The organism is Rhizobium sp. B230/85, assembly GCF_019355735.1.
GTDB lineage: Bacteria > Pseudomonadota > Alphaproteobacteria > Rhizobiales > Rhizobiaceae > Rhizobium > Rhizobium rhododendri.
Map to the genome: position 1 here is coordinate 1641496 of NZ_CP072156.1, position 20254 is coordinate 1661749.

General features: G+C 60.3%; 19 protein-coding genes. 6 read left to right on the forward strand and 13 right to left on the reverse strand.

Going from position 1 to position 20254, the window contains the following annotated elements; translation table 11 throughout:
• Positions 1-14: 14 nt before the first annotated feature.
• Complete coding sequence (locus J5289_RS07870) at positions 15-1679, forward strand: electron transfer flavoprotein-ubiquinone oxidoreductase (protein WP_209183276.1); 1665 nt, start codon at positions 15-17, stop codon at positions 1677-1679.
• Between the two features lie 11 nt (positions 1680-1690).
• The gene (locus J5289_RS07875) at positions 1691-2221 is read left to right on the forward strand and encodes a GNAT family N-acetyltransferase (protein ID WP_209183277.1); all 531 of its coding nucleotides are present in this window, start codon (positions 1691-1693) and stop codon (positions 2219-2221) included.
• A gap of 68 nt (positions 2222-2289) precedes the next feature.
• Here the strand turns inward: J5289_RS07875 and mgtE are convergent, their stop codons facing one another.
• The 3 genes from mgtE to J5289_RS07890 form a co-directional block, all read right to left on the reverse strand.
• A complete protein-coding gene (gene mgtE, locus J5289_RS07880; RefSeq protein WP_209187372.1) occupies positions 2290-3663 on the reverse strand; it encodes a magnesium transporter in 1374 nt (457 codons plus the stop codon).
• 364 nt (positions 3664-4027) lie between these two features.
• Complete coding sequence (locus J5289_RS07885; RefSeq protein ID WP_209206598.1) at positions 4028-5041, reverse strand: zinc-binding alcohol dehydrogenase family protein; 1014 nt, start codon at positions 5039-5041, stop codon at positions 4028-4030.
• A gap of 130 nt (positions 5042-5171) precedes the next feature.
• On the reverse strand, positions 5172-6374 hold the full coding sequence (locus J5289_RS07890) for an MFS transporter (protein ID WP_257623404.1): 1203 nt from the start codon (positions 6372-6374) through the stop codon (positions 5172-5174).
• Positions 6375-6712: 338 nt separating this feature from the next.
• On the opposite strand from J5289_RS07890, the gene J5289_RS07895 reads away from it, so the two are divergent.
• On the forward strand, positions 6713-7660 hold the full coding sequence (locus J5289_RS07895) for a diacylglycerol kinase family protein (protein WP_209183280.1): 948 nt from the start codon (positions 6713-6715) through the stop codon (positions 7658-7660).
• Between the two features lie 9 nt (positions 7661-7669).
• Here J5289_RS07895 and J5289_RS07900 read toward each other — a convergent pair whose 3' ends face one another.
• Positions 7670-9052 (reverse strand): glutamine synthetase family protein, encoded by a 1383-nt coding sequence (locus tag J5289_RS07900; protein ID WP_209183281.1) that lies wholly within the window; start codon positions 9050-9052, stop codon positions 7670-7672.
• Between the two features lie 50 nt (positions 9053-9102).
• Between J5289_RS07900 and J5289_RS07905 the strand changes: the two genes are divergently transcribed.
• Complete coding sequence (locus tag J5289_RS07905) at positions 9103-10470, forward strand: aspartate aminotransferase family protein (RefSeq protein WP_142829810.1); 1368 nt, start codon at positions 9103-9105, stop codon at positions 10468-10470.
• A 14-nt stretch (positions 10471-10484) separates the two neighbouring features.
• Here J5289_RS07905 and J5289_RS07910 read toward each other — a convergent pair whose 3' ends face one another.
• Genes J5289_RS07910 through J5289_RS07920 form a run of 3 tightly spaced genes read right to left on the reverse strand, consistent with a single transcriptional unit; the run spans position 10485 to position 13624 of the window.
• Positions 10485-11159, reverse strand: a complete 675-nt coding sequence (locus tag J5289_RS07910) for an NUDIX hydrolase (RefSeq protein ID WP_257625425.1) — start codon at positions 11157-11159, stop codon at positions 10485-10487.
• The gene (locus tag J5289_RS07915; protein ID WP_209183283.1) at positions 11116-12612 is read right to left on the reverse strand and encodes a glycosyltransferase family 39 protein; all 1497 of its coding nucleotides are present in this window, start codon (positions 12610-12612) and stop codon (positions 11116-11118) included. The genes J5289_RS07910 and J5289_RS07915 overlap by 44 nt, the downstream gene beginning before the upstream one ends.
• The gene (locus J5289_RS07920) at positions 12605-13624 is read right to left on the reverse strand and encodes a glycosyltransferase family 2 protein (RefSeq protein ID WP_142829806.1); all 1020 of its coding nucleotides are present in this window, start codon (positions 13622-13624) and stop codon (positions 12605-12607) included. Before J5289_RS07920 ends, J5289_RS07915 begins: the two co-directional genes overlap by 8 nt.
• Positions 13625-13713: 89 nt before the next feature.
• On the opposite strand from J5289_RS07920, the gene J5289_RS07925 reads away from it, so the two are divergent.
• Complete coding sequence (locus J5289_RS07925) at positions 13714-14685, forward strand: lysylphosphatidylglycerol synthase domain-containing protein (protein WP_209183284.1); 972 nt, start codon at positions 13714-13716, stop codon at positions 14683-14685.
• Between the two features lie 47 nt (positions 14686-14732).
• Here J5289_RS07925 and J5289_RS07930 read toward each other — a convergent pair whose 3' ends face one another.
• Both J5289_RS07930 and J5289_RS07935 read right to left on the reverse strand, forming a co-directional pair.
• Positions 14733-16226, reverse strand: coding sequence for an AMP nucleosidase (locus J5289_RS07930; protein WP_209183285.1), 1494 nt, complete (start codon positions 16224-16226; stop codon positions 14733-14735).
• A 116-nt stretch (positions 16227-16342) separates the two neighbouring features.
• Positions 16343-16612: a hypothetical protein gene (locus J5289_RS07935; protein ID WP_142829803.1), complete on the reverse strand. Its 270-nt coding sequence runs from the start codon at positions 16610-16612 to the stop codon at positions 16343-16345.
• A gap of 395 nt (positions 16613-17007) precedes the next feature.
• On the opposite strand from J5289_RS07935, the gene J5289_RS07940 reads away from it, so the two are divergent.
• Entirely contained in the window at positions 17008-17274 is a 267-nt protein-coding gene (locus J5289_RS07940) for a sel1 repeat family protein (RefSeq protein ID WP_111220376.1), read from the forward strand.
• Positions 17275-17407: 133 nt separating this feature from the next.
• On the opposite strand, the gene J5289_RS07945 is transcribed toward J5289_RS07940, so the two are convergent.
• The 4 genes from J5289_RS07945 to J5289_RS07960 all read right to left on the reverse strand — a co-directional run bounded on the left by J5289_RS07945 (position 17408) and on the right by J5289_RS07960 (position 20191).
• On the reverse strand, positions 17408-18520 hold the full coding sequence (locus tag J5289_RS07945; RefSeq protein WP_209183286.1) for a pyridoxal phosphate-dependent aminotransferase: 1113 nt from the start codon (positions 18518-18520) through the stop codon (positions 17408-17410).
• An 84-nt stretch (positions 18521-18604) separates the two neighbouring features.
• Positions 18605-18991: a PilZ domain-containing protein gene (locus J5289_RS07950; RefSeq protein WP_111220378.1), complete on the reverse strand. Its 387-nt coding sequence runs from the start codon at positions 18989-18991 to the stop codon at positions 18605-18607.
• 134 nt (positions 18992-19125) lie between these two features.
• Complete coding sequence (locus J5289_RS07955) at positions 19126-19527, reverse strand: DUF2177 family protein (protein ID WP_142829929.1); 402 nt, start codon at positions 19525-19527, stop codon at positions 19126-19128.
• A 328-nt stretch (positions 19528-19855) separates the two neighbouring features.
• Positions 19856-20191, reverse strand: a complete 336-nt coding sequence (locus tag J5289_RS07960) for a hypothetical protein (protein WP_209184085.1) — start codon at positions 20189-20191, stop codon at positions 19856-19858.
• Between the last annotated feature and the right edge of the window lie 63 nt (positions 20192-20254).

A 20254-nucleotide genomic window follows, 5' to 3' on the forward strand; every position in this document is an offset into this window, starting at 1 on the left:
GTGGAGACGACGCTATGACCGATGCAATGGAACTGCCGGAACGCGAAAGCATGGAATTCGACGTCGTCATCGTCGGCGCCGGTCCGGCCGGCCTGTCGGCCGCTATCCGTCTGAAGCAGGTCAATCCGGACCTCACCGTCGTCGTGCTGGAAAAAGGCGCCGAGGTTGGCGCGCATATCCTGTCCGGAGCTGTAGTCGATCCTGTCGGCATCGATCGCTTGCTTCCGGGCTGGCGTGAAGAGGAGGGGCATCCCTTCAAGACGGAAGTCAAGGCCGACCATTTCATGCTGCTTGGCCCTGCCGGCTCTGTCCGCCTGCCGAATTTCCTGATGCCGCCGCTGATGAGCAATCACGGCAACTACATTGTCTCCCTCGGCCTCGTCTGTCGATGGCTGGCCGAGAAGGCAGAGCGGCTCGGGGTCGAGATCTACCCCGGCTTTGCTGCGACAGAGGTACTCTATAATGGCGCCGGCGCCGTTATCGGCGTTGCCACCGGCGACATGGGCGTCGAGAAGAATGGCGAGCCCGGCCCGAATTTCACCCGCGGCATGGAGTTGCTCGGCAAATACGTGCTGATCGGCGAGGGCGTCCGCGGTTCGCTGGCGAAGCAACTGATCGCCAAGTTCGACCTGTCCAAGGATCGCCAGCCGCAGAAGTTCGGCATTGGTATCAAGGAACTGTGGCAGGTAAAGCCTGAGAACCACAAGCAGGGGCTGGTGCAGCATTCCTTCGGCTGGCCGCTCGACATGAAGACTGGCGGCGGCTCTTTCCTTTACCATCTCGAAGACAACACGGTGGCCGTCGGTTTTGTCGTCCACCTCAACTACAAGAACCCCTATCTCTATCCCTTCGAGGAGTTCCAGCGTTTCAAGACCCATCCCGCGATCCGCGGCACGTTCGAAGGCGGCAAGCGTCTTTCCTACGGCGCCCGCGCCATCACAGAAGGCGGCTGGCAGTCGGTGCCGAAGCTGACCTTTCCGGGCGGCGCGCTGATCGGCTGCTCGGCCGGTTTCGTCAACGTTCCGCGCATCAAGGGCAGCCACAATGCGGTGCTGTCCGGAATGATGGCGGCCGACAATATTGCCGCTGCGATTGCCGCCGGTCGCGCCAACGACGAAGTTGTCGAGATCGAAAACGAATGGCGCAGCAGCGACATCGGCAAGGATCTGAAGCGGGTGCGCAACGTCAAGCCGCTATGGTCGAAGTTCGGCACGGTGCTCGGCGTCGCGCTCGGCGGCCTCGACATGTGGACCAACTCGCTGTTCGGCTTCTCATTTTTCGGAACAGTCAGCCACGGCAAGACCGATGCCGCCTCGCTGGAACCTGCGGCAAAGCATAAGAAGATCGACTATCCGCGTCCGGACGGCGTACTGACCTTCGACCGCCTGTCGTCCGTTTTCCTGTCGAACACCAATCACGAGGAAAACGAACCGGTCCACCTGCAGGTCAAAGACATGGCGCTGCAGAAATCCTCCGAACACGACATCTACGCCGGCCCCTCGACGCGCTACTGTCCCGCCGGTGTCTATGAATGGGTGGAGAAGGACGGAGCCGAAACCTACGTCATCAACGCCCAGAACTGCGTCCACTGCAAGACTTGCGACATCAAGGACCCAAACCAGAACATCAACTGGGTGCCGCCGCAGGGTGGTGAGGGGCCTGTCTATCCGAACATGTGAGGAGCGCCGGGATGACGGGAGATCCAGCCGACAGCTTCATCATCCGGCTGGCCCGGCTTGAGGAGTTGCCACGGCTGACGGAGATCGAACTCGATGCCTTCGCGACGCTCGCCGATGCGCGCGGTGGAAGCCGCGAGGCCCATGCCTTGCCGGAGAGCCTGCTGCGGCAATCGCTGGATGACGATCTGCTGTTCGTTGCCGCAGACAAAGAGAACCAGCCGATAGCCTTTCTCGCTGGTACGCAAAGCGACGAAATGCTTTATATCCGGGAGATAGACGTTGCACGTGCCTGGCAACGCAAGGGCGTCGGCCGGCGTCTGATGGCAACTGCCATCGAAACCGCCCGCGCCAGTCGCCTGCGCGGCGTGACGCTGACGACGGATCGTTTTGTGTCCTTCAACGCGCCTTTTTATGCCCGGCTGGGATTTTCGGAAATCGTCGACAGCGACCTTGTCCCTGAACTGCGCAAGGCGCTGCACAACGAAGTCTCCGTCGGCATGGGTGCAGACCGGCGTGTGGCCATGATCCTGCGTTTTACCTGACGGTTTGCACGTCGAGCGCGATGCGCCGATGGTTGGCGGGCGACTGCCGCCCGCCCGCCTGAGAGGCATCAGAGCAAGGTGCCGCTGAGGATCGCCAGGGCCACGGTGAAATAGATCACCAGGCCGGTGACATCGACCAGCGTCGCCACGAACGGCGCCGAGGCGCTGGCGGGATCGAGCCGCATCTTCTGCAGGATGAACGGCAACATCGAGCCGCAAATCGAGCCAAAGGTGACGATACCGATCAGCGCTCCGAACACCGTCAGCCCCACCAGCTGCCAGTGCGGTCCATAGTCGAACAACCCCAGCTGCTGCCAGGCAACGATACGGATGAAGCCGACAAGCCCGAGGATTGCGCCAAGTGTCACGCCGGTCGGCAATTCGCGCACAAGCACTCTCCACCAGTCCGAAAGCTTCAGTTCGCCGAGCGCCAGCGCGCGGATGATCAGCGACGTCGCCTGCGATCCGGAATTGCCGCCGGAGCTCATGATCAGCGGTATGAACAGCGTCAGCACGACCGCCTTTTCCAGTTCGCCCTCGAAATGCTGCATGGCGCTTGCCGTCAGCATTTCGCCGAGGAACAGCGCCGCCAGCCAGCCGGCGCGCTTGCGGATCATGCCGGTGAAGCTGATCTGCATGTAAGGCTTGCCGAGCGCTTCCATGCCGCCGAATTTCTGGGCGTCCTCCGTTGTGTCGGCAATCATCGTGTCGATGACGTCATCGACGGTGACGATCCCCAGCATCTTCTGTTCATCGTTGACGATCGGTAGCGCCAGCAGGTTGTGCTTGCGGATCAGGCGCGCGACATCCTCCTGTCTCATCAGCGGATACGCCGTAACCGGTTCGCCCATCTGGGCAACCGTGAGGATCGACGCGTCGTTCTCACCATTGATCAGCCGGCGCAGCGTGACGACATGGGTCAACGCATGCGTCAGGCTGTCGAGCACGTAGATGGCGTAGACAGTCTCGCGAGAGCGCTCCACCTGGCGCACGTGCTGCAGCGCCTGGCCGACTGTCCAGTCGTCCGGTACGCTCACATACTCCGTCGTCATGATGGCGCCCGCCGTGCGTGGCGGATAGCCCATGAGAGCCTTGATCGCCTGTTGCGTCGCAATGTCCAGCCGCGCAACGAGGTCGCCGCGGACATCTTCGTCCATTTCGAGGATAATGTCGGCAACGCGGTCGTTGGCGGTGGCGTTCAGCAACTTTGCCGCATACTCAGGCGGCATCGCGGTTACGATATCGGCCGCGTTGTGCAGCTCCGGTTGGTTGAGGACATGCACCGCCTTCTGCAGCGACAATGTGGCCAGTGTCGCGGCTGCCTCTCTCACGTCGAGGGCATTGAGCCGTTCGACGCGCTCTGCTGTGGTGATGCCGCGCGTTTCGTGAAGGAGGTTAAGCGCGGCGTGGCCGGCCCGAACGGGTAAGCTGTTAAGGTTCATGAGCTCGCCTTTCTGTCGATCCGCCGCAGCGGCGGATCGTGGCGAGCCGACAGGAGTCGGTTACTGCACGAAGGCCGCTGACGGCATAGGCAATCGACTGCTACTGTCGCTAGGCATCGTGAGATGACTCCGGTTGATCGGCATGGATGTCACTGACCTCCATGCCGCGAGAAATCGCGCCAAATGCCCGAAAAGTCAAGCGCGATAGGGGCTTGCAGCCGTTGCCGCATCGCTTTTTTCACGATTGCAAAAAACTGCATCGGCGGGTTGAGATGCGATATCATAACTGCAATTTACGGCAGTGAGGCCGGGTGGTTCACCCGGCCTCACTGTCTTCATCATTCGCAAGAAAGCCCTGAAAAATTTAGAATCCTGCCAGGACGATCTTGCCCTTCGTCGCGCCACTTTCCAGCATCGCATGTGCCTTCTTGAGGTTGGCGGCGTTGATGGTGCCGAGCGTTTCGGTCAATGTCGTGCGCACCTTGCCGGTGTCCACGAGCCCTGCCACCTCGGTCAGAAGGTTGTGCTGCTCGATCATGTCGGCGGTCTGGAACAGCGAGCGCGTGAACATCAGCTCCCAGTGCACCGAGATCGACTTGCGCTTGAAAGCCATGATATCGAGCGTCTTGGGGTCATCGATCAGCGCAAAGCGACCCTGCGGAGCGATCGCTTCGGCGATGTCAGCAAGGTGCTTTCCGGTATTGGTCGTCGAGAACACGAAAGCCGGTGCTCCAAGGCCTAGTGCCTTGATCTGTGGCGCCAACGGCTTGGAATGGTCGATGACATGGTGAGCGCCGAGTTCCCGGACCCAGCTTTGCGTTTCCTGACGCGATGCGGTGGCAATGACGGTCAGGTCCGTCAGCATGCGCGCCAGCTGTATTGCAATCGAGCCGACGCCGCCGGCACCGCCGATGATCAGGATCGTCCGCGAAGCACCTGGAACCGTGTCCTGCACCTTAAGGCGGTCGAACAGTGTCTCATAAGCCGTGATGGAGGTGAGCGGCAGGGCCGCAGCGGCGGCGAAGTCGAGACTTTTTGGTTTCAGCGCGACGATGCGTTCGTCCACCAGATGGAATTCTGCATTCGAGCCACCGCGATCGATGGCGCCGGCGTAGTAGACCTCGTCTCCCGGCTTGAACATCGTGACCTCAGCACCCGTCGCCTTGACGATGCCGGCCGCATCCCATCCGAGAACCTTGTATTGCCCGGCATCGGGTATGACGCCGGCACGGACCTTGGTATCGACGGGGTTCACGGAAACGGCCTTGATCTCGACGAGCAGATCCCGCCCGCTGGCTTCCGGCATCGGCAGGTCGACGTCGATCAATGCGCTTTCGGCTGAGATCGGCAGTGGATTCTGATAGGCGACGGCGCGCATGGGGAACTCCTGTGTTTGTAGCGAGACACGTTAGATGCGCATCGTTAATCGGCAACGCAAGGAGCATCGCCCTAGTTCGGTTCTATCGAGACCGTCAAATTGCGCCGTGAATGTCCGGGGAGGATGGAGGCTAGGCGATCCCGCCCTTGCGCTCCAGCGCAACGGATATGCCGAATACCGCGAGGCCACCGACCGAAAGGATGGCGCCGACATAGCCGGTGGCGGCCGCAGTGTAGCCCCAGGCGATGGCAATGCCGCCCAGCCATGCGCCGAGCGCGTTGGCGACGTTGAAGGCCGAGTGATTGGAGGCGGCGGCCAGCGTCTGGGCATCGGCTGCCACATCCATCAACCGAGTCTGGACGGCAGGACAGGCAGCAAAGCCGCAGCCGATCAGGAATGTGCAGACGCACAGCATGACGGGATCGGCAGCAGTCATCGAAAACAGCGTCATAATGACCACATTGAAAGCCAGCATGCCGCCGATTGTGCCCTTCAGCGAGATATCGGCCAGCCGCGAGCCGACGACATTGCCGACATTCATGCCGATGCCGAACAGTGCCAGTACGACCGGGATCATTCCCACCGAGAGGTGGGCGACATCCGTTGTCGTCGAGGCGATGTAGGTAAAGATCGAGAACATGCCGCCGAAGCCGACGGCAGCGATGGCGAGCGTCAGCCAGACCTGGACGCGCACCAGAGCGCCGAGTTCACGCAAAACGCTGGCGCCCTCGGCAACCTTGTCTTTCGGTAGGAACAAGGCGATCAACAGAACCGTCAGGGCGCCGAGGCCGCCAACCATCATGAATGCCGCCCGCCAGTCGAGCAACTGCCCGAGGAATGTGGCGATCGGCGTGCCTATCAGCGTTGCGATGGTGAGCCCGAGCATGACGCGTCCGACAGCCCGTGCGCGGCGATGGATCGGCACCATCGAGGCAGCCACCAGTGCTGCAACCCCGAAATAGGCTCCATGCGGCAGACCGGTCAGGAAGCGCAGCAGTGTGAAGCTGGCAAAGGTGGGCGCGAAAGCGCTCATGATGTTGCCGGCGGCAAAGACCGTCATCAGCAGCAGCAATAATGTCCGCCGGGCAAGCTTGGCCGACAGCACGGCAATTACTGGCGCGCCTATGACGACGCCAAGCGCATAGGCGCTGATCACATGCCCTGCTTCCGGCGTCGTCACACGGAACGTATCGGCGACGTTGGGAAGCAACCCCATGATGACGAACTCGCCTGTCCCGATGCCGAAACCGCCCATGGCAAGTGCCAGCATGACAAGCGCGACGGCAGTGCTCGATGGAGCTTCGACTGCGGATGGCGGATCGAGGTTGTCGATGACAAGGTCGGTCACGGAAGCTCCAGATAGGCTGGCTGCAGGAGGCTTTTCGCAGCGCCAGTAAATTTGGCGCCAGCCCCGGTCACAGATCGGAAAAATTGGGATGGCGCGATGCACCTGCAGATCACTATGAATCAAAAGGATAGCCGCGTCCCCTGCGTTTTTCGCACCGCAGCATGGCCGGTTGTGCATACGTAGGTCTACGACCGGAGCTCACCTTTCTTCACGTTGCCGTGACAGGAATGTCTTGATTTCGCTCGACGACAGGCCATCTTAGCGAGAGAATTGCATGGGCTGTCCAATATCGACTGTCCGAACTGAGGAAACCGGGATCCTCTATGAAGCTTATCGGACTTTTCAACCAAGACGGTGGCACATTCCGGACAACGGACATGAATGCCTACCGTATCCATGCGGAAAAGGTTTTCCGCGACGCCGGCCATGACTTCGAGTGTCAGGTGGTGTCGGGGAAGGAAATCGTGCCCGCCATGGAACGGGCGGCGCGGCGCGATGACATCGAGGGCATCATTGCCGGCGGTGGCGACGGCACGATTTCGGCGGCCGCCTCCGTCGCCTGGAAAAACAAGATTGCACTCGGCGTTGTGCCGGCCGGTACCATGAACCTCTTTGCCCGCTCACTTCAGCTGCCGCTGGATATCTGGCAGGTGCTCGATGTGATTGCCAATGGCGAGGTCGATGCAGTCGATATCGGCAGCGCCAACGGTCGGCCCTTCATCCACCAGTATTCTGCCGGAATGCACGCACGCCTGGTGCGCTATCGCAATTCCTTCACCTTCAGCTCGCGGATAGGCAAGATGTCTGCCAGCGTGCGGGCGGCCCTCGGCGTTATCTTCAACCCACCGGAATTCGATGTCGAGTTCGATATCGACGGCAAGAAAGAGCGCCGTCACGTGTCCGCCGTGTCCGTATCGAACAACCCGTTCGGACAAAATGCATTGCTCTACGCCGACGAGCTGACGACCGGAACGCTTGGCTTCTATCTCGCCAAGCCTATGAAACCGTTGGGCGTAACTCGGCTGGCCTTCGATATGCTGCGCGGCAAGTTTCGCGATAATGTCGATGTCATGGTCATGCACACGCAGTCGCTGCACCTGCATTATCCGAAGATGAGGTCCAGGGCTCACTGCGTGATCGACGGTGAACTGTTGCGGCTCGAGCGCGACGTCGAGCTGAAACTCCACCCGCGCGAGCTCAAGGTAATGGTTGCCCATGGAACGGCGAACCGCGTTGCCGTCGAGCAGAGCAGCGAGCCGGCTCCGGTCTGAGCAAGCGCATTATATGCGCGGCAAATATGTCCGGTAGTCGAGATCCGAGACGCTGCGCAGGAAATGGATGGCTTCCTTTTCCTTCGTATCCGCAAACAGCGTCTGGTACCTCTCGCCAAAAATCTCCCTTGTGAAGGCCGAGGCGCGAAACCGCTCAACGGCTGTCAGAAAATCATGGGTCAGCTTCGGTGCGTCGATAGCGGGCGCATCGGCGGTGGTCTCGGGCCCCGGATCGAGATCCTCCGTCAGGCCGCGCAGCATGCCGCCGAGGATGGCGGCGATTGCGAGGTAGGGATTGGCATCCGCGCCGGCAACGCGGTGCTCGATGCGAGCGCCTGCACCGTTTTTTTCGGGAATACGCAGCGCCGTGCCGCGGTGATCGTAGCCCCAGTTCATGTCGACCGGTGCAAACGATCCTGGCTGGAAGCGGCGATAGGAATTGGCAAAGGGTGCAAACACCAGCTGCGTTTCCTGCATCGTCCGCAGCAATCCGGCACACACCGATTTCAGCTTGGCGGGGTCGCCGCCCTCCGCGTCAAGAATATTGCGGCCATCCTTGTCGAGAATGCTGACATGGACGTGAAGTCCGGAGCCGGCATGATCGGTGTAGGGTTTGGCCATGCAGGTCGATTTCAGCCCATGCTGTCGTGCCGCCTGGGCCGCGATTCTTTTCAGGCCGATGCAGTCATCGGCGGCAGCCAGAGCGTCGGGCCTGTGCAGCAGGTTCACTTCGAACTGGCCCGGCCCGAACTCTGCAGTCGTCGCATCGGCCGGCAGGCCCTGCGCCCGGGCGTAAGCGCGCAGCGTCTCGAGATAGTCGCCGAGCAGGTCGACAGCATCCATGTCGTAGAGCTGAAATCCGTCCGGCTCGCCGCCATAGGTGAGGGCAGCGGGCGGCGACGGGACGCCGGTCTCGCGCCAATCCGCAGCCAGGAGATAGAACTCCAGCTCCGTCGCGACCACCGGCGTCAGCCCCATCCGCCGATAGCGCTCGACAACGGCAGCAAGGATGGCGCGCGGATCCATGAAGCTCGGCCTGCCATCGAGTTCATGCATTGTCGCCAGCACCTGGCAGGATCCGGCCGGCGCCCAGGGCATCGGCGCCAGGGTGCGCGGATCGGCGATGCAGCTTCCGTCGGGATCGCCGATGGTCATCGACAAGCCGTTCAACTCATCATTGTCGTAACCCCAGATATCAAGTGTTTGCGTCGATAGGGGCAGCCGCACGTCGCCGGCCCAGACCTTTTTCTCAGCCGAAAGCGGGATCTGCTTGCCGCGCAGCCGACCGTTCATGTCAACGATCAGCACCTCGATGCGAGCCGCAGGGTCCGGCGTGTCGTCTTTTGCGGTCTCGACCGTCATGCTCTTGAAAATCCTCGAATGCCCGGCCATGGTCGTAGCCGATCAAGCCCGGCCTTTCAATTCCGAAGGATTTGCAGACGATGACGGAGACGAAACCCTTGTCCAATCTCGCCGCCATCGATGCAGCCCATCACCTGCATCCCTTCGCCGATACCGGGAAGCTGAACACTGAGGGCACGCGCATTATCCAGCGCGGCGAGGGCGTCCATATCTTCGACAGCCTCGGTAAGAAATACCTCGATGGATTCGCCGGTCTCTGGTGCGTCAACATCGGATATGGACGCAAGGAGATCGCCGAGGCGGTCGCAAGGCAGATGAACGAGCTGCCCTATTACAATACGTTCTTCGGCACGACCACCACGCCGGCAACCCTGCTTGCCGAGAAGGTCTGCTCCCACGCCGGGCCCAACTTCAACCACATCTTCTTCACCAACTCCGGTTCCGAGGCGAACGACACATGGTTTCGCATGGCGCGGGTTTACTGGAGCGCTGTCGGCAAACCTTCCAAGAAGATCGTCATCGCGCGCCGTAACGGCTACCACGGCTCGACTGTCGCCGGCGCCAGCCTCGGCGGCATGAAATACATGCATGAGCAAGGCGACCTGCCGATCCCGGGGATCGTCCATATCGGACAGCCCTATTGGTACGCCGACGGCGGCGATCTGACGCCCGAGGCTTTCGGGCTCAAGGTGGCAGGCGAGCTTGAGGAGAAGATCGACGAGCTCGGCGAGGATAACGTTGCCGCCTTCGTGGCCGAACCGATACAGGGGGCAGGCGGCGTCATCATACCGCCCTCGACCTACTGGCCGGAGATCGACCGCATCTGCAAGGCACGCAACATCCTGCTGGTTTCAGACGAGGTGATTTGCGGCTTCGGACGCCTTGGCGAATGGTTCGGCTTCCAGCACTACGGTTTCACGCCGGACCTTGCACCCATCGCCAAGGGCCTTTCATCAGGCTATCTGCCAATTGGCGGCGTGCTGGTCGGAGACCGTGTTGCCGATGTGCTGATCAACGACGTCGGCGAATTCAACCACGGCTTCACCTATTCCGGCCATCCGGTATGCGCGGCCGCCGCACTCGAAAACCTGCGCATCATCGAGGACGAGCATCTCGTCGAGCGCGTGCGCAATGACATCGGACCCTATTTCGCTGCAGAATGGAGCAACCTTGCCGATCACCCCATGGTCGGTGAAGCCGTCAGCGTCGGCTTGATGGGCGCCCTGCAGCTTGCCGCCGATAAGACTACGCGCCGCCGCTTCGACAAGCCGGATGCCGTCGGCGCCATGGTTCGCAATCACGCGCTGGCCAACGGCCTAGTCCTGCGCGCCACCGCCGACCGCATGCTAGCCTCGCCCTCCCTGATCATCAGCCGCGAGGAGGTCGACACGATGGTCCGCATTGCACGTCTGGCGCTGGACGCGGTCTGGGCGGGAACCACCGCCTAAACCGACCATCCAAGTCAGACGATCCATTTCCCTGCCTTGTTCAGAGCAAGGGTCAAGGCTGCGACATGAATGGCCTGGATCATCTCTCCAGCCAGCATCATCCTGATGGCTTCGCGAATAGGCACTCGAACAATCTCGGTCCGCTCTGTCGGATTGTCATCCGGAAGCGCGTTGCATTCAATTCCGAGCGCCAGAACGATATGGCAAAGATTGGTATGGGTTGCCGGGTTCGGGGACAAAGACGCCACCGGCAGCCACTCCGCCGCCGAAAATCCGGTTTCCTCCCGCAGTTCACGCTGCGCCGCCTGCACCGGGCTGCCATCTTTAGCATCAATAGCACCGCCAGGCAATTCCAGCGAGATACGGCCTAAGGCATGACGATATTGTCTGAGCAAAAGAATATTGTCCTCGGTATCGATCGCCACGACCTGAACCCAGTCGCTATACTCGAGGACATAATAGGGAGCGATTTCAACGCCTTCGGATGTGACGCAATCGTCGGCCCTGACCGTCAGCCAGCGATCGCGCAGCGGGTAGCTCGACCTCTTGATGTCCCACGGAGCAAGATTGACATGCGCGGGCTGGGTCTGATCGCTTGCAGCCATGGCTTGCCTCCGAGTTTTGAAGAACGGATAGCCGCAGTGGTTACTGCGGATAGATCCAGGCATAGGCAAAATGTGCCGTGTCACCGGGCTTGCCGTGGATGTAGCCGACATCCGCCTGGCGAACGACCGCGTTTACATATTGCGGTCCGAGCGAGGTGCTTACCCATTCGGTGAGAACGGGTGGCATGGCATCACGACCCTTCTTCGGCAGCCAGACGAGCAGCACCGGCCTCTCCGCCGTCCACTGATAGGGCAGCGTCAGGTTGCCGAAAAACCGCGACATGACGGGCACGCCAGGAAACTGGAGTTTGAGGTTGCCGGCCGGCAGCCAGTCATCCGTCATCACCAGCCCCGGCGTCTTGCCTTCTGTGCTGACAATCTGGCTGGCAAAATCGGCATAGGGAACATTGTAGGCTTCATAAGAGCCGAACAGGCCCGGCACGGTCACGCGGGTCAGCAGGGCCGTCGGGATGAGCAGCATAAGTGCAATCGGAATGTAAACGAAACGCTTGGAAAAATCTTCAGCACGCAGCCCGGCAATTTCCATCTTCAGGCAAAGGTAGATCGGCAGCAGGAATAGAAACGGCAGCAGCCAGCGGTCGCGCATTGCAGTCATGCCGATGCCGAAAATCAGAACCAGCACCAGAACCGCGATGGCAACGAAGATCGTCGCCAGGAAACGCGTCCATTCGTTCGACCTCTTCAGGCTGGCAAACAGGCCTTTCCCGAACACCAGCGCGTAGACGATGGCGGTCGGCAGGCAGATGACAATGGCGAGCTTGAAAAACTCGAGAGGTCCCTGGACGAGTTTTGCCCAATGGCTCTTCGGCGCGTCCTGCTCCATGATCCCGAGCGTGCGACCGGAGGCCAGATCGAAATTGTGGAGCAGCCACAGGCCGTGCGGCAGGAAGATGATCAGTGCTATCAGCACAGTCACAAGAAACCGCTTGTCGAAAATGCGGACGCGGCCTTGCGGGTGCAGGAACACGGCAACGACGGTGGCTGCGGCCAGCAGCGCGAAATTGTATTTCGACAACATGCCGAGGCCGAGTGCCACGCCGGTGATCAGGTATCCGGTCCACGACGGCGTCTTAAGCGTCCGGATGACGCCATAGAGAAACAGGTTGATGGTCACCATCTGGGCGACCGTATGGGTGAGATCGCGTTGCGCCTCCCAGAAGAGCTGCGGAATGGTCAGCAGTGACAGGGTGGCGATGACGGCAAACAGCTTGTCGGCCAGCACCAGACGGGCGAGCTTGTAATAAGTCACGTAGATCAGAAACAGCACGAGGTTCTTGACGACGGAAATGATCGCCAGCGACAGGCCAAAGACCGAAACGAACGCTGTCTGCAGCCAGTTATACAGAGGCGGTTGCGAATCGTAGCCGAGCGTCAGCCATTGCGAAAAGAACGCCTGCTGCGATTCGTCGTAGCGCATGCTGTGCGGCATGAGCATGCGGACGACAAACTCGAGGCAGAAGTAGGCTGCCAAAAGGAGGATCACGGCATCGGGCTTGCGGACCAGCAGCCTATGCATGGGGATGATCCCGATCGAAGATCGTCCGGACGATGTAGTTTGGCGACGTGTCGTCACGGTAATAGTTGCGGGCAATCATCTCGGCCAGAATGCCGGTCGTGACCATCTGTACGGAGGCTAGAAGCAGCACGACGCCGACCATCAGCATTGGCCGGGTGCCGATATCGTTGCCCATGATGAATTTGTCGACGAACAGATAGGCCATGATGACCAGCGCAAGCGCGCCGAAGCCGAGGCCAAGCGACCCGAAGAAGTGGCCGGGCCGGGCCTTGTAGCGCATGAAGAACATCACGGAAAGAAGGTCGAGGATGACCCGGAACGTCCGTGATATGCCGTATTTCGACTTGCCATGGGCGCGGGCATGGTGGCTGACGACCATTTCGCCGATCCGCGAACTCGGCACCACGCTGGCGACCCAGGCCGGGATAAAGCGGTGCATCTCGCCCATCAGCTTGACCTGCTTGATGATCGCGGCCCGGTAGATCTTCAGGCTGCAGCCATAGTCGTGTATCTTGACGCCCGTCGTCCGGCCGATCAGGTAATTGGCGCACCATGACGGGATCTTGCGCAAGAGCAGTCCGTCCTGGCGATCCTTACGCCAGCCGACGAGAAGATCGAGATCGCGGCGTTCCAGTTCGGCGACCATGGCAGGAATATCTTTCGGGTCGTTTTGCAAATCGCCGTCCATCGTCGCGATCAGCCGGCCGGTGGCCGCATCGATGCCGGCCTGCATCGCCGCCGTCTGGCCGAAATTCCGCTGCAGTTCCACAAGTCGCAGGATCAGGCCTTCCTGGCCAAGATAGCTCCGGGCGTTGACCAGGGTCGCATCCGTGCTGCCGTCATCGATCAGGATCAGTTCCCAGCGACCGGGGAAAATGGCCATCGACTGGGTGATACGCTCGATCAACGGGCCGACACTGTCTTCCTCGTTGAAAACAGGCACGACCAGCGAAAGCTCGACTGGATTGACGGTATCCGCGTGAAGCCGATTAGACTCTGCCGTTGTCTGCAACGCTACTTTCTCCTAAAAGCCGCTATGATCGGTGGCCGGGCGAGCAAAGTTCGTACCGTCAGCCAGAGCTCACACGGGTGCTTTCCTACATGAAGAGTCCAATGGTTGCCACCCGACAATCCTGGTTTATTCGAAACCGGATGACGCTGCTGACCCTGGGCGTCGTCTTGCTCTACGCTGCCTTCATAGAATGGTTCTGGGGCTGGAGCGTCATCCTTGCAGAATGGGCAAAAGTCGGCGCCTTGCCGATCGTCGTCGCCCTCGCATTGCTGACCGGCACCTACTTTCTGCGGACGTGGCGTATCTACGATTATTTCCCGGGCGAGACGAAGGGTCACTTCGCAGCCCTTTTCCGAGTTACGCAGATCCACAACCTGCTCAACATCATGATGCCGTTCCGCACCGGCGAAACCAGCTTTCCGCTTTTGATGCGCTCCGAATTCGGCATTCCGCTGGTCCGCAGCACCGCGGCGTTGCTGGTCATGCGGTTGCTCGACCTCCACGCGCTACTCGCCGCCGCCGGCATGGGCCTCGCCGTAACATCACCGCATAAAGCCGTTGCCTGGTTGCTCTGGTGCTTTTTCCTGCTCTTGCCGGTCGCAGCCTTTGCGGTGCGCCGCCCGCTGGTCCGGCTCGCCGCCAAGGCGCTGCCCGCAAAGGCGCAGTCCATTGTCCTCGAGATCGAAAGGGGACTGCCCATAAACGCATCCGCTTTTGCAAGGGCCTGGCTGATGACCATCGTCAACTGGCTGGTCAAGGTGCTCGTGCTCGCCTGGGCGCTCGGACTTATGCAGGTTGCCCCGCTGGCGGCCAGTTTTGGCGGCGCTCTCGGTGGTGAGCTGTCTTCCGTGCTGCCGGTGCATGCGCCAGGCGGCGTCGGCACCTATCCGGCAGGCATTACGGCCGGTGCGCTGGCCTTCGGTGCCCCCTCCGACACGGCGTCGCTCATCACGCTGGCGCAGGCAAGCATCAACGGCCATCTACTGGTTATCGTTTCCGCACTCATCGGTACGGCGCTGGGACTGGCGATGTCGAAAGGCCGGGTCCAAAAGTCGGCCTGATGCCACCGCCCTCTCAGCAGGTTGGCAAGAGGGCGGTGCGTGTGTTCCTACTGGAACGCCGTCTCGAAAAAGCTGCGCAGCTTGCGCGAATGCAGCGCCTCGGGCGGCATGGCAGCGAGCTTCTGGATGGCGCGGATGCCGATCTGCAGATGTTGGTTGACCTGCGTCCGATAGAAGGCGGTCGCCATTCCCGGTAGCTTCAATTCGCCATGCAGCGGCTTGTCCGAGACGCAGAGCAACGTGCCGTAGGGCACGCGGAAGCGAAATCCGTTGGCTGCAATCGTTGCCGATTCCATGTCGAGGGCGATGGCGCGGGCCTGCGACAGCCGCTTGACCGGCCCAGCCTGGTCGCGCAGTTCCCAGTTACGGTTGTCGATGGTGCCGACCGTGCCGGTGCGCATGATCCGCTTCAGCTCGAAACCCTCGTAGCCGGTAATCTCGGCCACCGCTGCCTCAAGCGCCACCTGCACTTCGGCCAGCGCCGGGATCGGCACCCAGATCGGAAGGTCGTCGTCGAGCACATGGTCTTCACGCATGTAGGCGTGGGCAAGCACGTAATCGCCGAGCCTCTGGCTGTTGCGCAGGCCGGCACAATGGCCGAGCATCAGCCAGGCATGTGGACGCAGCACTGCGACATGGTCGGTGATCGTCTTGGCGTTGGAGGGGCCGACGCCGATATTGATCATGGTGATCCCGGCATGACCCTTCTTCTTCAGATGGTAAGCCGGCATCTGCGGTAGTCGCGGCGAAGCGATATCAGTATCAGGCGAGCTCGATCCGGCGTTGGTGATGATATTTCCCGGTTCGACGAAAGCTGTGTAGCCTTCGCCGCCCTTGGCCATCAGGTCACGTGCCCAGGTGCAGAACTCGTCGATGTAGAACTGATAGTTGGTGAACAGCACGAAATTCTGGAAATGCGCCGCGCTGGTCGCCGTGTAGTGAGCGAGCCGCGCCAGCGAATAGTCGATGCGCTGGGCGGTGAACGGTGCCAGCGGCGAGGGCTGGCCCGGAGGCGGTATATATTCGCCATTGGCGATCTCGTCGTCGGTCGTGTTCAGATCCGGCGTATCGAAAAGATCGCGCATCGGAATGTCGGCAAATGTCGCAGCCGAAGCCTCGACGTGCGCTCCTTCGCCGAAAGCGAAATGCAACGGGATCGGCGTCGTCGATTCGGACACGACAATCGGTACGTTGTGGCTGCGCATCAAAAGCGCCAGCTGCTCCGTCAGATAATGCCGGAAAAGCACGGGCCTGGTGATCGTGGTGGTGTAGATGCCGGGCGCGGTGACGTGACCGTAGGACAGCCGCGAATCGACATGTCCGAAGCTGGTAGTCTCGATGCTCACCTGCGGATAGAAGGCCCGGAAGCGAGCAGAGATTGGCTCCCCCTCGGCAAGTTCGGCGAATTTGCCGATCAAGAAGGCCGTGTTCCTGTCGTAGAGCTCGGTCAGAGCATCGACAGCTTTGACCGGATCGTCAAAGGTAACGGGCGCGAAGGGTTCGGGTGAGGATACGTCCAGCGGAGAGAATTTGTTGCTCATGCGCCATTATAGAGTGCTGTCTCCAACAAGCAAATGACGGCAACAGTGGCAGCCGGGATTTCCGCAGGATTTTTTTCCCCATCTGCGGCTCCGGGAAGATGCCAGCCCGCGACCCTTTACTGTACCGTCGAGCAATAAGAGCTTGTCGATTGCAGGCAGGTGAAGTTTGCGCCGAAGTGCGATTGCGAACCGCTGCCCCCGCTGTGCAGGACGGCTGCCGAAAAGCTGATGGCGAAAACTGCGGAAACCAAAGTGATGATGGTGAAGCGCCGCGCCAGAATTGCCATGTCCATTTCCCCCGTTGTTGGAACGGATCGCCCTTGATCCTGACGCCTTTCTGCCACGGTTCGTCTGAACGGCGGCTGATACGGCGGTTCATCCGGCATTCAGCTTGCCGGGTCGGCCTCAATTCGCATCGCCAAGACGGTGAATTCAGGCAAATACGAGCCGGGAAAAATCACGCGCCAACAACCGCGGCTCGATTCAGGGTTAGCAAAGGGTTGATTTGCAGATCCTAATTTTTCGTAAAATGCCAGGCAAAGTCCTTAATTCGCAAGGCCTGCGATGTTTAACAAAATCCCAAGTTTACCAAGCATTTGCACTTTGTTTGCATCAAATTAAGCAAGCATTTTAAGCGCTTTTTGAAGTCCTTATGCGATACTCAAATCATCAAACGAGCGGGGAAAACCCGCCACCCGGAAGGCCACCAAGCTGCGTTAGACGGCAAAGGCCCAACGGAAAACAGGGATTGCACTAACAGGTTGAAACAGGGACCGAACCGATGGCACGCTTTGAAATGACGACGTCTGAAATGGCCACCATGGGTGGCGAAAAAAATGCCGATATCTTTTGCGAAATGGGCCTGATGTACGCAACCGGCCGCGGTTGCGACATCGACCTGATCTCGGCCCACAAGTGGCTGAACATCGCTGCCATCAAGGGCTGCGACCGCGCCGCCGAGCTTCGCGCCGACGTCGCTGCCACGCTAACGAAGATGCAACTGGCAGCAGCCCTTCGCTCCGCTCGCGAGTGGATGACCATGCACTGAGGCAACGTCCTCAGACGATCAATACCAAGAACAATAACCTCGCAAAGAGGGGGAGCGTCAATGTCAAAAGGCAGACGCAACAGCGCTACCGCGACCGGCCGGGACAAGGCCGGCGCGGTTTTTGGCGCGATCATTACCGCAGCGTCTGGAGGACCTGCGGCAGTGCCTGCTCGAAAAGATCGAGATCGGCTTTCTGTCCGGCGCTGACGCGGACACACCGGTTGAGCGGCGCCACCCCGGGCATCCGGATGAAGACGCCGTGATCGAGCAGTCCGTCGACAATGGCCTTTGCGTAAACCGCGTCGCGGCCGCAGTCGATGGCTACGAAGTTGGTGGCCGATGCCAGCGGCATAACGTCGTTGTCGCGCGCGATCATGGCGATCCGTTCCCGGGCGTCGTGGATGTTGCCGATGACCTCTGTGAGATAGTCCTGATCGTCCAACGCGGCGAGCGCCCCGACGGTTGCCAGCCGGTTCATGCCGAAGTGGTTGCGCAGCTTGTCAAACGCTGCCACGGTTTGCGGAACGCCGATCGCATAGCCGACCCGCGCGCCGGCAAGCCCGTAGGCCTTGGAGAAGGTGCGGGTACGCAGGACATTGGGCATGTCGATGAGGGACGCGATCGGCGGCAAGGAAGATGCCGGCGCAGTCTCGCTGTAGGCCTCGTCCAACACCAGCATGCAGGTCTCCGGCAAGGCCCTTACAAAGGCAATGACGCTTTCCTGGTCCCACCAGCTTCCCATCGGATTGTCGGGGTTGGCAAGATAGACCAGCGGTGCATTCTCCCGCCTTACTGCGTCGAGCAGTCCCTCAAGGTTCTCGCGGTCGTCGAGGTACGGGACGGTGACGAGCCGACCGCCGAAACCGGCGACGTGGAAGTTGAAAGTCGGATAGCCGCCATGGGACGTCACCACCGGCGTGTTGGCGGAAACGATCATCCGGACGATCAGCCCGAGCAGCGAATCGACACCTTCGCCGATGGCAATGTTGGCGGGCCGTATCCCGAGGTGTGATGCCAGCGCCGTTTTCAGCTCAAAATTTTCCGGGTCGTTATATTTCCAGATCTCGCCAGTTTCCCGGCGCATCGCCTCGATGACCCGGGGTGAAGGACCGAAGCCGCTCTCATTGGCGCCGATCCGGGCCTTGACGGCAACGCCGCGTTGACGCTCCAGCGCTTCCGGTCCGACAAACGGCACGGTCGAGGGCAGGGCGCTGGTGAGCGGTGTAAAACGCGAAAAGACAGGCATGCTGGTGATTTCCCGGCGAAGCGATTGCAGTCGCCCGCACCATAAGCGCTTGTTGCCGGGTTTCAAGAGATGAGGCGGCTGGTGTCAGCGACGCATGGACCGCGCGGCATTGGCTTCGCGGTTACCGATCATGAAATCGGCACGCACCACAAGCCTCAATGTCTCAGGCGTCAGGAAGTTGATAAACCGCACGCCGATCCGGTCGCCATGCCGGTATGTCTCGGCGCAGCCGATGCGATAGGCGAGGCCGAGGATGTTGAGATAATAGTGTTGCGGCAGCCCCGCCGTGCTGCCGACAAGGAATGTCGCGCCGCCCTGCGAGATATCGATGATCTCGGCACTGCGCATCGAGACGCCGGTAAGGCAGGGTTTGACAGCGATAAGTCGTGCCGGACGCTGGACGAAAAAGCGCTCGAAGCTCCGCTCGTAGACCTCGGATTTGACGGACGCCAGATGCGTTGAGCGAAGCATGTTATTCCCCGGACGGTGGCTTACCGAAATCATCTCGGTTTAAGACACAAGCGTCGCACGAAGGCTTTGCGCATTCGTCAATCATATGGATGGCATTTTAGTGATCTGACATTTAGCTGCCAGATGGATCGATTTCAGGAAAAATACCGCGCAACCGCATATCCGCCGCCCGCGGTTGCAGCCGTAACAACGGTACCCCAGGCCATATCGACGACGCTGACCATGACGGGCCAGTTCTTCAGCGTCGAAAGGTTGGTGATATCGTAGGTCCCGTAAGCTGCAAGGCCAAGCACGGCACCAAATAGCAGAGCCCGCGTCAACGACCCGGCACCAACCGCAGGCATCACTGCGAGCATGACGACGGCAACGGTGAAAAACAGGTAGAAAAGTGCTGCGATCCCGAAATTCGGCTGTGGCAGCATCAGGTCGCCTAACTGGTCGCGATAGAAGGTGCGCGCCACAAGCCCGAGCCATGCGGCATCGAGAACAAGCAGCGTCACGAGACAACCTGCGTAGGCGGTAAGCGCTGTCTTGATCATGGGTAGAGCTCCTTTTTCAAAAAGTCCTACGCCGTTCGGCGACGGTCGGATTACCTTTCGTCAAATGATATTCGAACCGTGTGGGCAATTGGGCGTTGTATGTGGGACGATATTGCACGGATTCTTCGGGCGTAAGGTGCGCCCTGACGGAATGCTGCAGAAGTCAGGCGTAAAATTCAGTGACGGTTTCCCGGTCGGCAAAGCCTAGCGCCAAGTGGCTGCTGCTATGTCATCAGGGGGAAGGAGAAGCGCGGGGCGGCGGCCCCGCGCTTCTTTGATTCGGGCCGTCAGGTCGAGAGGCACTCAGTTGAGCCGCTTTCACGTCCTAGACGCCGACCTCGAAGTTCAAACGCAAGACATGATGTAGAAACTCAGCATTGATCAGCATGTTGAAGCTGACGGTGACCCGCGAACCCTCACGTTTGACGAGGGTGCAGCCGATCTCGTCGCGAATGCCGAGGATCTCGAGGAAAAAGTGATTAGGCAGATCGTGGCCGGTGCCCACCTCGAGCGTGGCGCCGGATTGCGACATGATCTTGATCATGCAGTCCGTTTGCACGCTCGTGCTGAGATGATGGCCCACAAAGATGATTTTGCCGGGTCTATCGACAACGAACTCCTGAAGCGCGGGCTGCTGGTCAGTGTTCGTCATGAGGTGCATCTGAAGGGGCATGTTGCCCTCCGCTGGTTGAATGATGTCAGAATAGAACGCTTCGCTTGATGA

Excerpts from the sequence above, each read along its gene's own strand:
- J5289_RS07870 (WP_209183276.1), top strand. The coding sequence starts at position 15 with ATGACCGATGCAATGGAACTGCCGGAACGCGAAAGCATGGAATTCGAC.
- J5289_RS07875 (WP_209183277.1), top strand. The coding sequence starts at position 1,691 with ATGACGGGAGATCCAGCCGACAGCTTCATCATCCGGCTGGCCCGGCTT.
- mgtE (WP_209187372.1), bottom strand. The coding sequence starts at position 3,663 with ATGAACCTTAACAGCTTACCCGTTCGGGCCGGCCACGCCGCGCTTAAC.
- J5289_RS07885 (WP_209206598.1), bottom strand. The coding sequence starts at position 5,041 with ATGCGCGCCGTCGCCTATCAGAATCCACTGCCGATCTCAGCCGAAAGC.
- J5289_RS07895 (WP_209183280.1), top strand. The coding sequence starts at position 6,713 with ATGAAGCTTATCGGACTTTTCAACCAAGACGGTGGCACATTCCGGACA.
- J5289_RS07900 (WP_209183281.1), bottom strand. The coding sequence starts at position 9,052 with ATGGCCGGGCATTCGAGGATTTTCAAGAGCATGACGGTCGAGACCGCA.
- J5289_RS07905 (WP_142829810.1), top strand. The coding sequence starts at position 9,103 with ATGACGGAGACGAAACCCTTGTCCAATCTCGCCGCCATCGATGCAGCC.
- J5289_RS07915 (WP_209183283.1), bottom strand. The coding sequence starts at position 12,612 with ATGCATAGGCTGCTGGTCCGCAAGCCCGATGCCGTGATCCTCCTTTTG.
- J5289_RS07925 (WP_209183284.1), top strand. The coding sequence starts at position 13,714 with ATGAAGAGTCCAATGGTTGCCACCCGACAATCCTGGTTTATTCGAAAC.
- J5289_RS07930 (WP_209183285.1), bottom strand. The coding sequence starts at position 16,226 with ATGAGCAACAAATTCTCTCCGCTGGACGTATCCTCACCCGAACCCTTC.
- J5289_RS07935 (WP_142829803.1), bottom strand. The coding sequence starts at position 16,612 with ATGCCGGATGAACCGCCGTATCAGCCGCCGTTCAGACGAACCGTGGCA.
- J5289_RS07940 (WP_111220376.1), top strand. The coding sequence starts at position 17,008 with ATGGCACGCTTTGAAATGACGACGTCTGAAATGGCCACCATGGGTGGC.
- J5289_RS07945 (WP_209183286.1), bottom strand. The coding sequence starts at position 18,520 with ATGCCTGTCTTTTCGCGTTTTACACCGCTCACCAGCGCCCTGCCCTCG.
- J5289_RS07950 (WP_111220378.1), bottom strand. The coding sequence starts at position 18,991 with ATGCTTCGCTCAACGCATCTGGCGTCCGTCAAATCCGAGGTCTACGAG.
- J5289_RS07960 (WP_209184085.1), bottom strand. The coding sequence starts at position 20,191 with ATGCACCTCATGACGAACACTGACCAGCAGCCCGCGCTTCAGGAGTTC.